General features: G+C 40.3%; 12 protein-coding genes. 7 read left to right on the top strand and 5 right to left on the bottom strand.

Going from position 1 to position 14655, the window contains the following annotated elements; translation table 11 throughout:
* Nucleotides 1-57: 57 nt before the first annotated feature.
* Nucleotides 58-1128, bottom strand: coding sequence for a mechanosensitive ion channel family protein (locus MS6x_RS07670; RefSeq protein ID WP_482606577.1), 1071 nt, complete (start codon nucleotides 1126-1128; stop codon nucleotides 58-60).
* Between the two features lie 336 nt (nucleotides 1129-1464).
* Between MS6x_RS07670 and MS6x_RS07675 the strand changes: the two genes are divergently transcribed.
* Entirely contained in the window at nucleotides 1465-2307 is an 843-nt protein-coding gene (locus MS6x_RS07675; protein WP_482606578.1) for a patatin-like phospholipase family protein, read from the top strand.
* Between the two features lie 28 nt (nucleotides 2308-2335).
* Here the strand turns inward: MS6x_RS07675 and MS6x_RS07680 are convergent, their stop codons facing one another.
* From MS6x_RS07680 to MS6x_RS07695, 4 genes are all read right to left on the bottom strand, one after another.
* On the bottom strand, nucleotides 2336-4987 hold the full coding sequence (locus tag MS6x_RS07680) for a cation-translocating P-type ATPase (protein ID WP_482606580.1): 2652 nt from the start codon (nucleotides 4985-4987) through the stop codon (nucleotides 2336-2338).
* Nucleotides 4988-5124: 137 nt separating this feature from the next.
* Complete coding sequence (locus MS6x_RS07685) at nucleotides 5125-5586, bottom strand: Hsp20/alpha crystallin family protein (protein ID WP_482606582.1); 462 nt, start codon at nucleotides 5584-5586, stop codon at nucleotides 5125-5127.
* 120 nt (nucleotides 5587-5706) lie between these two features.
* Nucleotides 5707-6396: a hypothetical protein gene (locus MS6x_RS07690; RefSeq protein WP_482606584.1), complete on the bottom strand. Its 690-nt coding sequence runs from the start codon at nucleotides 6394-6396 to the stop codon at nucleotides 5707-5709.
* Nucleotides 6397-6406: 10 nt separating this feature from the next.
* Nucleotides 6407-7561, bottom strand: coding sequence for a baeRF7 domain-containing protein (locus MS6x_RS07695; protein WP_482606585.1), 1155 nt, complete (start codon nucleotides 7559-7561; stop codon nucleotides 6407-6409).
* A gap of 247 nt (nucleotides 7562-7808) precedes the next feature.
* On the opposite strand from MS6x_RS07695, the gene MS6x_RS07700 reads away from it, so the two are divergent.
* The 6 genes from MS6x_RS07700 to kduI all read left to right on the top strand — a co-directional run bounded on the left by MS6x_RS07700 (nucleotide 7809) and on the right by kduI (nucleotide 14651).
* Nucleotides 7809-8645: a universal stress protein gene (locus tag MS6x_RS07700; protein WP_482606587.1), complete on the top strand. Its 837-nt coding sequence runs from the start codon at nucleotides 7809-7811 to the stop codon at nucleotides 8643-8645.
* Between the two features lie 11 nt (nucleotides 8646-8656).
* Entirely contained in the window at nucleotides 8657-9505 is an 849-nt protein-coding gene (locus tag MS6x_RS07705) for a universal stress protein (protein ID WP_482606588.1), read from the top strand.
* 704 nt (nucleotides 9506-10209) lie between these two features.
* On the top strand, nucleotides 10210-11040 hold the full coding sequence (locus MS6x_RS07710; protein WP_482606590.1) for an SDR family oxidoreductase: 831 nt from the start codon (nucleotides 10210-10212) through the stop codon (nucleotides 11038-11040).
* A gap of 16 nt (nucleotides 11041-11056) precedes the next feature.
* Nucleotides 11057-12481: a sulfatase gene (locus MS6x_RS07715; RefSeq protein WP_482606592.1), complete on the top strand. Its 1425-nt coding sequence runs from the start codon at nucleotides 11057-11059 to the stop codon at nucleotides 12479-12481.
* 18 nt (nucleotides 12482-12499) lie between these two features.
* On the top strand, nucleotides 12500-13693 hold the full coding sequence (uxuA, locus tag MS6x_RS07720) for a mannonate dehydratase (protein WP_482606593.1): 1194 nt from the start codon (nucleotides 12500-12502) through the stop codon (nucleotides 13691-13693).
* 118 nt (nucleotides 13694-13811) lie between these two features.
* Nucleotides 13812-14651, top strand: coding sequence for a 5-dehydro-4-deoxy-D-glucuronate isomerase (gene kduI / locus MS6x_RS07725; protein WP_482606595.1), 840 nt, complete (start codon nucleotides 13812-13814; stop codon nucleotides 14649-14651).
* The last annotated feature ends 4 nt before the right edge of the window (nucleotides 14652-14655 follow it).

Genomic DNA, 14655 nt, shown 5'->3' on the forward strand with positions numbered 1-14655 from the left:
CATATTTTCTAAGGTCGCCATTCACATATATAATTTATAACTATGAAGCTGTCTTATCTAATTTTCCTTTTGGAATTTCTTCGTATCCATTCGTCTTAATTTAGGCAGCGCATCCGGATATGTGTTCTGAATAAAGGCCACCAAATCTTCCCTGACCTTACAGCGCAACTTCCACGAATGTGTGGCATTTCTAACGCTGAAAGTTGCCCTAATCTTCATAGCACGTTCATTGGCATCGGTAACTTCCAGGTCTGCGATATGTTTGTCCCACAGCGGCTCATCCCTTAAAATCTCCATGAACTTATAACGTAGTTCGTGTACTGGAAAAGTATAGTCCACATAAAAAAAGACGCTTCCGATTACGGGTCGTGAACTAAACGTCCAATTCACATAGGGCCTATCGTTGAAATAATTTAGAGGAAGTACCAGCCGCCTCCAATCCCATGTTTTTACGACCACATAGGTTAGCGTTATGTCCTCTACGCTTCCAAACTCACCTTCTATGGCCACTTCGTCATCTATTTTTAAGGCTTGGGTAAAAGCCAATTGAAAACCTACGATTAAATTGGCAATCGATTTTTGTGCCGCAACTCCGATAATAATTCCCGCAACACCTGCCGATGTTAAAATCGTATTGCCCAATTGACGTGCACTTGGAATGTTCCATAAAATAGAGGCAACCGCGATAGTTACAATAATGACAAGCCCAATGCTTTTTAGAAATCGAAGTTGGGTCAAGGCCTTGCGTTCGCTTGCCTTGTGGTAGGTACCCTCCTCAACTACAAATTTTTGCTTTACTACTTCCTCTACCGCATATAACAAAGCGATAAATAGCCATGTGAGACAACTAATGATACAAGCTTCCAATACCTTTTCCCAAAACGTACCCAGTTCAAAATATGATATCAAAGGCCGGAGAAATACAAACGGTATAAAAAAGTATAATGGCTTTTTAAAGCGTTGCAGCAGTTGACTCTTTAATACTGACGGCTTTTTTTGATTATATAGTTTTAAAAAGGTCGAAATCATCCAACTCAAAAAAATACCCAATACAATGGCAATGGAGGGCAACACCAGATAGGCCAACCACGATTCTTTATCAAAGAGAAGGGGAGAAAAAGCGTCCATGAGTATTTTTTGTAAAAATAAGATCAACCGGGACAACTAAATATGACCGTGGTCATATTTGGATTTAACTTCATTGCTTTCGATATAGCCGGATGTTAGGTACTAACGATGGTAAAAACGATTAGTAGTTCTTCACTTATTCTGATTGAACGCATGTTGGGGAATGTGTCTCTTCCTTCACCCATTGCCTGTTATATAAGAGTACTCCTATATCTGCTGTAGCAAGACAATAGTAGCTAACAAAGCCGAGTACTATGTCCAAAATTGTAATTACTGACAAAAGTCATTTCCTTTGTTGAAACCAAGTAGTAATTTCGGTTTAAAACCATAAACCATATGAAAACAGGCTTAGTACTTTCCGGCGGAGGAGTTCGCGGTGTTGCCCATATAGGCGTTATAAAGGCCTTGGAAGAACATGGAATTACTATCGATCATATTGCCGGCACAAGCGCAGGAGCGATTATAGGTGCTTTATACGCTGCCGGAACAGGCTGGAAAGAATTGTTGGAGTTCTTTAAAAGTGTACAGTTGTTCAGCATAAGTAAGTACGCCACAAATAAGCCCGGTTTTGTTGATGCGGAAAAGTTCTATACCCGGTTTTTGGACTATTTTCCAGAAGATGATTTTAAGGTGTTGAAAAAACCGCTCTACATCACAGCAACAAATATTTTAGATGGTTCTTTACGAGTTTTTCACAAAGGCGAACTGATTCGTCCTGTTTTGGCATCCTCTTCGTTTCCAGGTGTATTTGCTCCTGTTAAAATAGATGAAGGTTATTATGTAGATGGCGGTATTCTCAACAATTTTCCGTCCGATCTTATTAAAACGTACTGTGACAGAATAATTGGTGTCTACGTGAACCCGTTCGAAAAAATAGAGATAGGCGGACTTAAACATTCCTATTCGGTTTTGGAACGGGCCTTTAAAATAATTATGGCTAAAGAAGCTTTGGCAAAATTCGACGATTGTGATTTGATTATTAGTCCCACCGGCCTTGATAATTACAGTACGTTTGTTCTTAAGGATATGGACACCATTTTTAACCTAGGATATGAGGCTGCCTGTAAAGCCTTTGAACGTTGGGAGTCCAAAAAAACAGCGCAACAAGTAGCTTCAGAATTAGAAGCGATGAACGGATTTTCGATGGATACTATCGATACCGCGAAAAGTGATAAATAGATTAGCTTTAAAATAATATATCATGCCTTTACTTTTTAATATCACGATTTAATCGCCCTACCAATTGCGCCAGCACCAAAGAACCAAGTGCAAATCCAATGACGATGCCCACTTGTTCCAAATATAAGGTCTCTAAAGAAAGTGCTTTGGCAACTGGTGGTATTAGATAAACCGCAACGGTTATCAATACTGAAAATACAATTGCCCCCCACACCCAAACATTCTTAGTAACCTCATTTTTAAAAAACGATTCTTCCCGTTTAGGCATATTAAAAACGTTGAGCAATTGAGCCAATACCAAGGTGTAGAATGCCATATTGTTAATGGTCGTTGGAGCCAATTGCAAGACAAAATTTCCGTATACCACTACCCCAAGAACGGCGGCACTAATACAAAGGCCATATAGGATGGTTGCAAACCAGTCTTTATGGGCCAAGATGGGTTCGTTTGGATTTTTGGGCGGTTGCTCCATAATATCTGCCTCACCCTTACCCAATCCTAGTGCCAAAGCAGGGAATACATCGGTTATTAAATTCAAAAATAATATCTGTAAGGGCAATAAAGGTGCCGGAAGGTTCAACAAAGCGGCAAACCCTACCGATAAAATCTCCGCAAGATTGCACGATAAAAGGTACACCACAAACTGACGGATATTCTGGAACACCACCCTGCCCTGCCTAATGCCAAGTTCTATGGCCGTAAACTTGTCGTTTTTTAATATGACATCGGCAACCTCGCGAGCAGCTTCGGTACCCCGAACACCCATGGCGATACCAATATCCGCTTTTTTTAGGGCAGGTACATCATTGATACCGTCACCGATCATACCCACGATATGACCGTTCTTTTGGTACATGGATACCAAGTTCAGTTTTTGCGCTGGAGTTACCCTTGCGAAAATTAAAGCGTTGAGTACATCTGTGTTAAAATCGCCATTTTCGTCAGTCGCATATCGTAAATCTCTACCCAATTTAACTTTCCCATCCGAGGAAGCTATTTCCAACAACCCAACTTCTTCAGCAATTTTTCGGGAAGTGCCCGGATGGTCTCCCGTTATCATTACCACGCGTATGCCTGCTTTTCTATAAATATCAATGACAGGCTTAACATCTTCCCTTGCAGGATCAATAAAGCCCATGATGCCCAAAAAGGTCAGGTTTTGTAATAAGGAATCTTTTTTTGGAATTTCTAGTACTTCCTTAAAGGCAAAAGCTAAGGTTCGCAGTCCTTGGGATGCCAAACCATCCAACTTTCTATTCCAATCTTCCTTTTGGTCAAAGGGTTTTCTTCCAGATTTATCCCAATAAAAATCGCAATGGGGCACTACACTTTCATAAGCACCTTTTACATACACTTCAAATTCGTTTTCCTTTCCATTGACAGTTGCCATCAATTTACGCTCGGCATCGAATGGCAGTTCTATTTTTTCAGGATGTTCTTTTTTAATAGCGACCGTGTCATAACCCAAATGGTCGGCAAAATACATCAAAGAGAGCTCAATGGAGTCACCCTGTCTATCTTCTAGGTTTGGCGCTACATTATTACAGAGTATAGAAGCCATTATCATTTTATCAAAAGCCCCGTATTGGACTTTCGATTTGAGAATTTCGGATTTAATAGGAAAATCATTGGTGAGCAATTCGTTGCCAAAAACAACGGTATGCACTTTCATTTCATCCTCGGTCAAGGTACCTGTCTTATCTGTACAGATCAAATTGGTCGCACCCAAGGTCTGAACAGCCTCTAGTTTTTTTATGATAACATCTTTTTTCGATAAACGCAACATACCCTTTGCTAGAGCAACAGTAGCCACAATGGGAAGCCCCTCCGGTATCGCGGCAACAGCCAATGCTATTCCGGTTTCAATCATCAAGAACAGATCTTTGCCGCGCACATAACCGGTAAAGACAATAAGTATGGCAAAAAACAGCGTCAACCAAATGAGCCATTTGCTCAATTGGTTCAATTTTTTTTCTAGGGGCGTGCGTTGCTTTTCGGCATCGACACCCATTTGTTGAATCTTGCCCAATTCGGTATTCTTTCCGGTAGCGGTAACCACAGCTTTCCCCGTTCCGGTAACTGCCATAGTTCCCCTAAAGACCATATTGATCTGATCCGTTATAGGAGTATTATCCTTTAGCGATTCTGTATGTTTAGTTACTGGAATACTTTCACCCGTTAAGGCAGATTCCTTGACCGACAGAACATCGACTTCAATCAAACGGGCATCGGCCGGAATCACATCTCCGGTCTGCAACAAAACAATATCTCCCGGCACTACATCCGCAGCCTTAACCTTTATTTTTTTTCCAGAGCGCAAAACGTAGGTCATCGCCTGACCCATTTTACGTAATGTCTCTAAGGAACGAACCGCCTGTAACTCCATAAAAAAACCGATTCCAGCCGAAATCAAGATTACAACTACTATGGCAAAGCCCTCTAGCAAATCACTGAAGAAAAACGCAAGTACCGCCGCCACGGCCAAAATATAGATGATAGGGTCTCGCAACTGATCGGCAAGTATGCGCCATCGGCTTTTTATACCTTCAGCTGGGATTTGGTTTGGACCATAGTGTTCCAAACGCTTAGCTGCTTCTTCTTTTTTTAGGCCTTGTTCGTTATTACTACCCAATTGGGCAATAACTTTTTCCATAGGAAGGGCGAACGGATTTTTTGGCATATTTAGATTTTTAACGTTCGCTGATTCTTCATACTGTTGTCATTTCAATTGAAAAACAGACAATGCCCCCGAACCAACCCTGTTTACATGGACGCATCTAGGATTTGGTAGGAGGGCATTTTTTAAAGGTTAAGACCTCAAGCAATCTCTACTTTCTTAGGAGGCAATTTTTTGGCTTCTTCTTTTTTGGTAAGCTTAAAGCTCAAAATACCGTCATTGTACTTGGCCTTGATATCTTCATCCTTGACCGTATCAGGCAGTTGCAGCGAACGTTGAAACGAACTATAACTAAATTCCCTTCGCGTAAAGTTCTCTTCTTTTTCTTCATCGGAGTGTTCTTTTTCGGCTTTAATATTAAGACATCCGTCTTCAATGGTTACCTCAAAGTCTTTTTTGGCAAAGCCGGGAGCAGCAAGTTCGATCTCGAAATTATCATCTGTTTCCTTGATATTTAGAGCTGGTTCACCCGACTTTCCGTTCCAAAAGTTATCAGGAAGCATGTTACTTGACCATCGGTTATCGAAAAAACTATCCAAATCAAAAAAATCTTGGGTTACCAAATCGCCAAATGGTCTTCTTCTAAATTTTACTAGTGACATAATATTATAATTTTAGGTTAAACAATCATTTAATTAGTGTCTAAATTATGGTAGGTCTTGCCGTTTTAAAATGATTTGGGTCAGTCCACACTTGATTTATGAACTTTTTAAGAAACAATCTTAATATATATGTTCCTTCATAGGAATAATACGCTCAAATTCGGAACAAGAAGCATTGAACAACAATCCCTTTTCCAAAATACGTCCAAATTGGTCAGCAGTCGGGGTAATATAGATTTGTGTTCCCCGGTCACTGCTCTTCGACGTTATTTTAACTGGGGTTATCGAATCTAACTGCGTCAAATTTTCAGGAATCTCTGCTCGTGATAGCGAAAGAAGTCCAGCTCCTTTATGGGATGCTACCAAAACCGCCCAAGCATTTTCATCTAATTTGGAATTTAAAATCAAATGTCCCTTATAGGGTTTCAATAGCTGTTCATCCCCAATAGAAAATAACGTATCACGTATCACCAGTTTTGAGACAATGGTATCGCCTTTTTCCTGGGCGGGAAAATCAGTTTCCCATTCTCTTACAAACAACCTTCCGTTACGGAGTTCCAAATCGCTACTAGAATCAATTTCGGCCCTTGTCAATCTGACCAACAATTCCTTTCGCTTGATAAAAGACTTTTCGTCGACGTATAGCGTGGCACTATCGACCTTGCACCAATAAATGCCTTGGTAGCTGCGAGGAATAACGGATAACGATTTTAGGTCTGCGGGCTGTGGCTCACCAAAAACGACAGGGGGTTGACAAGAAAAAAATAATCCTGAGCCAAATACTGCCAAAATGAATACTATATATTTCATTTTAATGCTTTTAATAGCGATATAAGGCATTCACTCTTGAGTAAGGGTTCGGCATTCCCTCCTTTTCCAATAGATATACCTTACCACCGTTCAGGAAGGTTTTTATGGCTGCTTTGTTCAATAACGATACACTTGTGGGCAATGGTTCCTCATCAATCCGTATCTGTCTTTTTTCAGGATTGTATACTCCCCAGATATCTTTTCTATTCTCCAAGAAAAGTGCATCGATTTTCCCTTCAAGTGCCGCCGGTAATACTTGCTCTATTTCAGAAGATGTTCTACCCGTGCCATCGTACTGTTTAAACGATTCTACTTTTTCTTCTTGATCCTTGTCAAAAATGGGGCTTACTTTTTCCAAAGCCATTTCGTGCAAGAGAAACTTATCGGTTTCTGAAAGGTTACAGGATATATGGTCATCCAACAACTGTTTATAACTGTTTCCTTCCTTATAAATGGAAAACAAATAGTCTTGCGAGGCCACAATCATGGGGATATTATTGGTATTCAAAAGCGTGCTTAGTCCTTTATCTATTGCCTTAAAATATTGTGTTATTTCTTTTTTACGGCCTCGATCGGCCTCGGCGTGTCCGTGATATATGGCCCTACCTTGTGCATCTGCACCGCTTTTATATTGAAGACCTTTTTGCTCATAATCATACCCTACGCAATCTTCCATGCGAGACGGAACTAAATCATCGATGACCATATCAACAATGCTGTGTCGTGTACATTCGTAGAGTTTTACGGTTTCCAACTCCAAAGCAAGTACATAAAACGTACCATCTCCTGTGAATAGAGGCAACAACGGTTTGGCGTAAAAACCGTTTGCCACATAGTTAAATGCCTCGAAATGTATAGGCAATGTATACTTTTCAAAATAAGAATCGGAACAAAAAATAGCAAGTCCATCAGATTGGTGTCGCCAGAATTCGCTATCATCCAAAAGTTCTTTGATAGGGGCTAGCAGCGTATCAATTTCCCTCTGCCCCATCTCCTCTTGTTCCAACTTATTCTTTACCTCCTTCAATTGATTTTTTAAGTGTAGGGCATCTTTTCCCTGTAAAACTGCTTCCCCTGCCCGATGTGTAGGGATAAAAATAGAGATACACGTTTCGCTATGGATACTATCCAAGTGTTCAATTTCCTTTTTAGATATCAATTTCATTTCTTACCTCGTTTTATTATTTGAAGACTAAAGTAATGGGGCAGTTCTATTTGCGAAATGATTTGGGTCAGTATTGGGGTTTTTCATCTATATAGCTGTTCCTAACGAAATTTCTAAATTCCGATGATTGCTTTTTCAGAAAGGACTCATCTTTTTAAAAGCGTTATCCAACACCTCAATATGACATAAATCATTTCAGTTGATTTCTTTCATCATTATTTTTATTCTTTAAAAAAATGAAATCAACATGAAGCACATTCTTGTACCCACCGACTTTTCTGACAACGCATGGAACGCCATTACGTATGGTATTGAACTTTTTCAAAAAACAAAATGTACGTTTTATGTAATGCATATTAATCCGATACCCGGATATACCGGTGCGGGAACATCAGTTAAAAGAGCATCGGGAAAATTAGCGGACGCTCTCTTGAAGGATAGCATGCAAAATCTAAACGCGTTAATAGCGCGCATAAAAGAACTATCCTCAAATACAGAACATACATTTGTTCCCTTGGCCTTTTACAGTCATTTTACCGACACTGTAAAAGGAGTTGTAGAAACTAAAAATATAGACCTTATCATCATGGGTACGAAAGGAGCGACCGGGGCGAAGGAAGTTTTGTTCGGCAGTAATACGGCAAACGTCATCAAAAAATCCAAGTGTACTGTAATCGCTATCCCACCAAACTATGGGTTTAGAGAACCTAAAGAGATTTTATTTCCTACCGATTATGAAATCCAATACGAAAAGGAAAAGTTTCCCCAACTGTTAGAAATTGCCGATGCGTATACTTCTACCATTAATGTATTGCACGTAAGCACGGGCTATGATCTTTCTCAGGATCAAGAACAGAACAAACGACAATTGAAAAAACTTCTTGGCAATTCTTCAATCTTCCATGATGTTCCCGATAACAGTGTTATTTCCGCGGTAAATGAATTCCAGTTGGAAACTCCTGTAGACCTCATAGTTATGGTGCAGAACAAGCACACCTTTATGGAACGTTTGTTTAGGGAACCTGTCATCAAAAAAATTGGATTTCATGTAACGGTACCCTTTATGGTGATTCCGCAATTATAAACCTTTGAATTATGAAAAATATTCTTGTTGCTACTGATTTTTCCAATAACGCTTACTGCGCACTTTTCTATGCGTCAAAACTACTAGAATCTAAAAAGTGTACGTTTTACTTGTTGAACACCTACTCAGAACTCACACCATTAAAAGGCACCTTACTACCTGGATTTGCCGGTAAAAAACTATTGAAACAACTAGAAATCCAATCAAAGGAAAGGCTTACCAGTACGTCCCATAAAATTGTCTTGGACACGGAAAATCCCAAACATACCTTTAAAACAATTTCTAAAAAAGGAGAATTGATAAAGGTTATTATTCAAAACTTGGAAGAACTGGACATAGATTTATTGGTCATGGGAAACAAAGGCCTTACCGAGGCCGTAGATATATTCTTTGGTAGTAATACCATACAAACCGTAAAGCACGTTACAAAATGTCCCGTACTTGCCATACCTGGAGAGCTGGATTTCAAATCACCAAAAGAAGTTGCCTTCGTGACCGATTTTGAAAAAAACTGCACCCAAAAGTCGATTGCACCGCTATTGGAGATTACCGCGCTATCGAATGCCTCCATTAGGATCGTTCACATTAATGAAAAAAATATCTTAACTCCTACACAAGAACAGAGCAGAAAACTTTTAGAAGGTTGTTTACAAACGGTTGAGCACACTTTACATGTGGCGCAGGAATTTGATGACAAAGCCAAAGTTATTGATACTTTTCTAGAAAAACTTAAGATAGATATGTACGCCATGGTAAATTACAAACACAACCTTTTTGAAAAACTGACACATGAACCCATTATCCAAGATGTGAGTATGTACTCGAATATTCCTTTTTTAATACTTCCTTCACGTGATTGATCATTGTAATCTAAAAATGCTCAACCATGAAAAAAAATCAGCAAAGTAATAGGAAAAAGGAAAGCAGTAAGAAAAGGATACCGATACCCCGACTATTTTTTGAAAACTCACTTAAAACAGTGTGATTTTATTATTGCACTTAACTTGGAACAACGCACATTATAAATTCGCGTTTAATCGGAGTTTTTATTTGTATTATTTAAGGTTCAACATTTCTCGGTATTTGGCACTGCTCGATAATCAGTTACCAATATTATTTTTGCCCTCATTTTCTGGAAGTTGTTTTCTCCAAATCTATAACCCGCGTAACTAAAATCCAGAAGGTAATCCTTATCCGTCCGGTTGAAAAACCCTAAAACTTCAGAAACTTGTTGCGATATCATTGTTACCGAACAGAGGAGCAAAAACAATTTAGCATACCTTACGAATGAAATAATTGAAAAAATATATCATAACTTTTACTTTTATATCTTAAAAGCCGGTACTATAATTACCGACTATGAATCAAGTACAAGACACTACAGGATACAGACAGCAGCAATATTAAGTAGTTTTAGAGACTAGAAAATGGGCGTTTTGACTCCATATTTGTACTATTGCTCTGGTAGGCCATTAGTTCTTTTAAACTAAAAGCTTGAAATTTGAGATTAAAGTAGAAATTGAACTGTATACTATCTGTAAAATTTAAAAAATAATACTGACACATGAGTAATAAAGTAGTGGTACTAACTGGAGCGGGAGGTGTTCTTTGCAGCACATTGGCACTAGCACTGGCAAAAGAAGGTCATAAAATTGCCGTGTTGGATTTGAAGAAAGAAGCCGCAGATAAGGTTGCGCATGAAATAAATGGAAATGGCGGAAACGCATTAGGTGTTGTTGCGAATGTCTTAGAAAAAGAATCGCTCTTAGCTGCAAAAAAAGTAATCAATAACAAACTAGGCCCCTGTGATATTCTTATCAATGGAGCAGGTGGAAACCATCCGTTAGGAACCACTAGCAATCCGTACTTGGAAAAAGAGGATTTGGAAAATACCTCGGAAGGGTTTAAAACCTTTTTTGACCTGGACAGCTCCGGAATACAGTTTACGTTTAACCTCAACTTTATAGGAACCTTATTGCCAACACAGGTATTCGCTCAAGATATGGTAGGAAGGGAAGGCTGCAGCATCCTGAACATATCCTCCATGAACGCCTTTACACCCTTGACCAAAATACCCGCTTACAGTGGAGCCAAAGCGGCCGTATCTAATTTTACCCAGTGGCTAGCCGTACATTTTTCAAAAGTGGGTATACGTGTAAATGCCTTGGCCCCCGGTTTTTTTCTGACCGATCAGAACAGGGCTTTGTTAACCGAAACTGACGGCGTATTAACACCTAGAGGCAACACCATTATTGGCCAGACGCCAATGGGTCGCTTTGGAACGCCCGATGACCTTATTGGGACTACACTATGGTTGTGTGGTGATGGCGCAGCTTTTGTAACGGGGATAGTAGTTCCTGTTGATGGAGGATTTAGTGCTTTTAGCGGAGTATAACAAATAAATCAAAGTAATGAACAATAGAAGCGTCATTGTTATTCTGTCCCTATTAACACTAGGTATAGCTACGTATGCGCAAACTGAAAAACCTAAAAATATTCTTCTTATTTGCGTTGATGACCTACGTCCGGAATTAGCCTCTTTTGGGCACGAGTATATTCATTCTCCAAACATTGATAAACTCGCACAGAAAGGACGTGCGTTTATGAATCATTACGTAAATGCACCTAGCTGTGGCCCTTCTCGATACACCCTATTGACCGGGACTTATGGGCCCTCTGAAAACGATGCGCTTTTCCAACGTGCACTAGAGAAAACAAAATACAATAGATATCCTTCCATGCCGGAATGGTTTAAGGAACATGGGTATACAACTGTTTCGGTGGGTAAGGTTTCCCATCATCCAGGAGGACTAGGAGGCCCGGATTGGAACGATGAACAGATTTTAGAAATGCCGAACGCATGGCATCGCAACCTTATGCCTGTTGGTGCTTGGCAACACCCACGCGGGGCAATGCACGGATTAAAAAATGGGATGGTACGGAGCAAAGAAAAAGGTACTATGACCGTATATGAATCCGCAATATATAAGGAAGATACCTATCCGGATGACCTTATTACGGAACAAGCGCTAATAGAACTAGAAACCTTGGCTTCTACTCCGAATAAACCATTTTTTCTTGCGGTTGGTATCATAAAGCCACACTTACCTTTTGGAGTACCAAAGAAGTACTTGGAGCTTTATGATGGTGTATCCTTCCCCAAAAATCCCTATCCAACGAAACCAGTAGGAAAAAGTACTTGGCACCCTTCTAACGAAATAAAACAATATGATCTTTGGGGCAAAAATTTAGATACGGATGCTGAATTAGGCCTACAACTTCGAAAATATTATGCGGCATGTGTAAGCTATGCCGATGCTCAAGTTGGGCGCATACTTAAAAAATTAAAAGCAACGGGAGCAGATAAGAATACTATCGTTGTACTTTGGGGCGATCACGGTTGGAATTTGGGAGAGCATGCCATATGGGGTAAACACAATCTTTTTGATACCGCATTAAGATCCCCACTAATTATTAATTTTCCCGGACTAAAACATGGGGGTACGAAATCTATTGGTATAGTCGAAACATTGGATATCTTTCCAACTTTATGTGATTTAACCGGTGTTCCTAATGCTGATTTTGCCGAGGGCCAATCTTTAAGGCCGATATTAGAAAACCCTCATTCACCTGGGCATCCTGCCATATCCTATTGGAAAAAGGCACAAACTATTCGCGTACCTAATTTCAGGCTCATTATACATGAGGATAACTTTAGCGAACTTTACAGCTACGAATCTGTAGAACAGGAAGCGCTAAATATTGCTGATAAAAATCATAGCAAGGTGCAAGAACTAAGACAAATGCTCAACGATAAATTAAGTACTAAATTTTAGGAGTAAAACTAGTAAAAAATGAGTTCAACGTTAGAACAAACATGGCGATGGTATGGGCCTAATGACCCGGTTTCCTTATCGGATATTCGACAAGCTGGGGCTACAGGAGTAGTATCTGCCTTGCACCATATTCCAAATGGGGAGGTTTGGCCCATTTCGGAAATCAAAAAAAGAAAAGATGCAATCGAATCAGCCGGCCTCACGTGGTCGGTTGTAGAAAGTGTGCCTATTCACGAATCCATTAAAACACAGTCGGATAGCTACCTAAGCTACATTGAAAATTATAAGCAAACACTTTCAAATTTAGGGGAATGTGCTATTGATATCGTCTGTTACAACTTTATGCCCGTACTGGACTGGACGCGTACCAACTTAGACTTTGAAATAGAAGATGGGTCTACTGCCCTACGTTTTGAGTCCGCTGCATTTGCAGCTTTTGAACTATTCTTATTGGAACGTCCAGGTGCAGAAACCACTTACTCGGACACTCAAAAAAGCAAAGCAAAAACCTACTTTGAAGGTTTAAATGATGCTCAAAAACAAAAACTATCAAACAACATCATTGCCGGACTACCGGGAGCAGAGGAAGGCTATTCCTTGGAAGAATTCAATACTATCTTAGCTACCTACGATGCCATCGACGCACCTAAGCTTAAAAAGCACCTCTTTGAATTTTTGTCACATATCATACCCACTGCGGAAAAAGCAGGCGTACTCATGTGTATACATCCGGACGACCCGCCGTATTCTATTTTGGGACTGCCACGCGTGGTAAGTACGGAACAGGATATTGTGGACCTTTATACTGCGGTGGATAGCCCCAACAACGGCCTCACTTTTTGCACAGGCTCCTTTGGCGTTAGGGACGATAACGACTTAGCGGGCATGGTAGAACGGTTGGGCCATCGCATCCACTTTATCCATTTACGAAGCACCCTACGCGATACCGACGGTAATTTTCATGAAGCAAATCATTTGGAAGGCGATGTTGACATGTTCGCCGTTATGAAAGCCCTTATCAAAGAACAGGAAAAACGAAAAACCAATGGCAGAAAAGACCTGCGCATGCCGTTTCGCCCAGATCACGGTCATAAAATGCTGGACGACCTGCGCAAAAAGACCAACCCGGGCTATTCCGGCATCGGCCGCCTGCGGGGCTTGGCAGAATTACGGGGCCTTGAACTTGGTATAAGAAGGTCTATTTACTCGTAGTACGCTACGGGTCATAAGAAAGGAAACAACCTAAAGATGTCGAGGCAAGCCTACCTATCCGGCAGGTTTACAGCCCCGATGATCGAATCAATATTTAATTAATCTTAAAAAACAGATAATGTCAGTATCCTACGAAACACGATATGCCTCCAGTCCAGAAGCCGTTAAAAAATATGACACCACGGAATTGCGAGATGAATTCTTGATAGACAACCTCATGCAAAAAGGGAAAATCAACCTTACGTACACGCATTATGACCGTTATATTGCAGGTTCCGCGGTACCGGAAAGCCCTTTAAAGTTAGAAGCTATAGACCCACTAAAAGCTAGTTTTTTTCTCGAAAGAAGAGAGTTGGGGATTATCAATGTGGGCAATAACGGAACGGTAGTCATAGATGGCAGTACATACAACTTGGCGCATAAAGATGCCTTGTATATTGGTAGTGGCGCTAAAGAGGTTATTTTCAAAAGTGATGACCCTACGAAACCAGCCATGTTCTATTTGAACTCTGCACCTGCCCATACTTCCTACCCAACGAAAAAAGTTAGTCTGGCCGAAGCCAATAAGCTGCAATTAGGCTCTTTAGAAACAGCAAACCATCGTACCGTAAGTCAGATGATTATTGGCGGTGTCGTTACCACATGCCAACTGCAAATGGGAATGACAGAGCTAAAAACAGGTAGTGTATGGAACACCATGCCTGCGCACGTTCACGACAGAAGAATGGAGGTCTATTTTTACTTAGATGTACCTGAAGGACAATCGGTCTGTCATTTTATGGGTCAACCGCAAGAAACCAGACATATATGGATGCAAAATCACGAAGCAGTAATTTCCCCACCTTGGTCTATACACTGTGGTTCCGGAACTTCCAATTACACCTTCATTTGGGGTATGGCTGGTGAAAATTTAGATTATGGGGATATGGACGTTGCCAAAATAACCGACTTAAGATAATTAG

The organism is Maribacter sp. MS6 (assembly GCF_056839185.1).

Excerpts from the sequence above, each read along its gene's own strand:
- MS6x_RS07705 (WP_482606588.1), top strand. The coding sequence starts at position 8,657 with ATGAAAAATATTCTTGTTGCTACTGATTTTTCCAATAACGCTTACTGC.
- MS6x_RS07715 (WP_482606592.1), top strand. The coding sequence starts at position 11,057 with ATGAACAATAGAAGCGTCATTGTTATTCTGTCCCTATTAACACTAGGT.
- MS6x_RS07680 (WP_482606580.1), bottom strand. The coding sequence starts at position 4,987 with ATGCCAAAAAATCCGTTCGCCCTTCCTATGGAAAAAGTTATTGCCCAA.
- kduI (WP_482606595.1), top strand. The coding sequence starts at position 13,812 with ATGTCAGTATCCTACGAAACACGATATGCCTCCAGTCCAGAAGCCGTT.
- MS6x_RS07675 (WP_482606578.1), top strand. The coding sequence starts at position 1,465 with ATGAAAACAGGCTTAGTACTTTCCGGCGGAGGAGTTCGCGGTGTTGCC.
- MS6x_RS07695 (WP_482606585.1), bottom strand. The coding sequence starts at position 7,561 with ATGAAATTGATATCTAAAAAGGAAATTGAACACTTGGATAGTATCCAT.
- MS6x_RS07690 (WP_482606584.1), bottom strand. The coding sequence starts at position 6,396 with ATGAAATATATAGTATTCATTTTGGCAGTATTTGGCTCAGGATTATTT.
- MS6x_RS07710 (WP_482606590.1), top strand. The coding sequence starts at position 10,210 with ATGAGTAATAAAGTAGTGGTACTAACTGGAGCGGGAGGTGTTCTTTGC.
- MS6x_RS07685 (WP_482606582.1), bottom strand. The coding sequence starts at position 5,586 with ATGTCACTAGTAAAATTTAGAAGAAGACCATTTGGCGATTTGGTAACC.
- MS6x_RS07670 (WP_482606577.1), bottom strand. The coding sequence starts at position 1,128 with ATGGACGCTTTTTCTCCCCTTCTCTTTGATAAAGAATCGTGGTTGGCC.
- MS6x_RS07700 (WP_482606587.1), top strand. The coding sequence starts at position 7,809 with ATGAAGCACATTCTTGTACCCACCGACTTTTCTGACAACGCATGGAAC.
- uxuA (WP_482606593.1), top strand. The coding sequence starts at position 12,500 with ATGAGTTCAACGTTAGAACAAACATGGCGATGGTATGGGCCTAATGAC.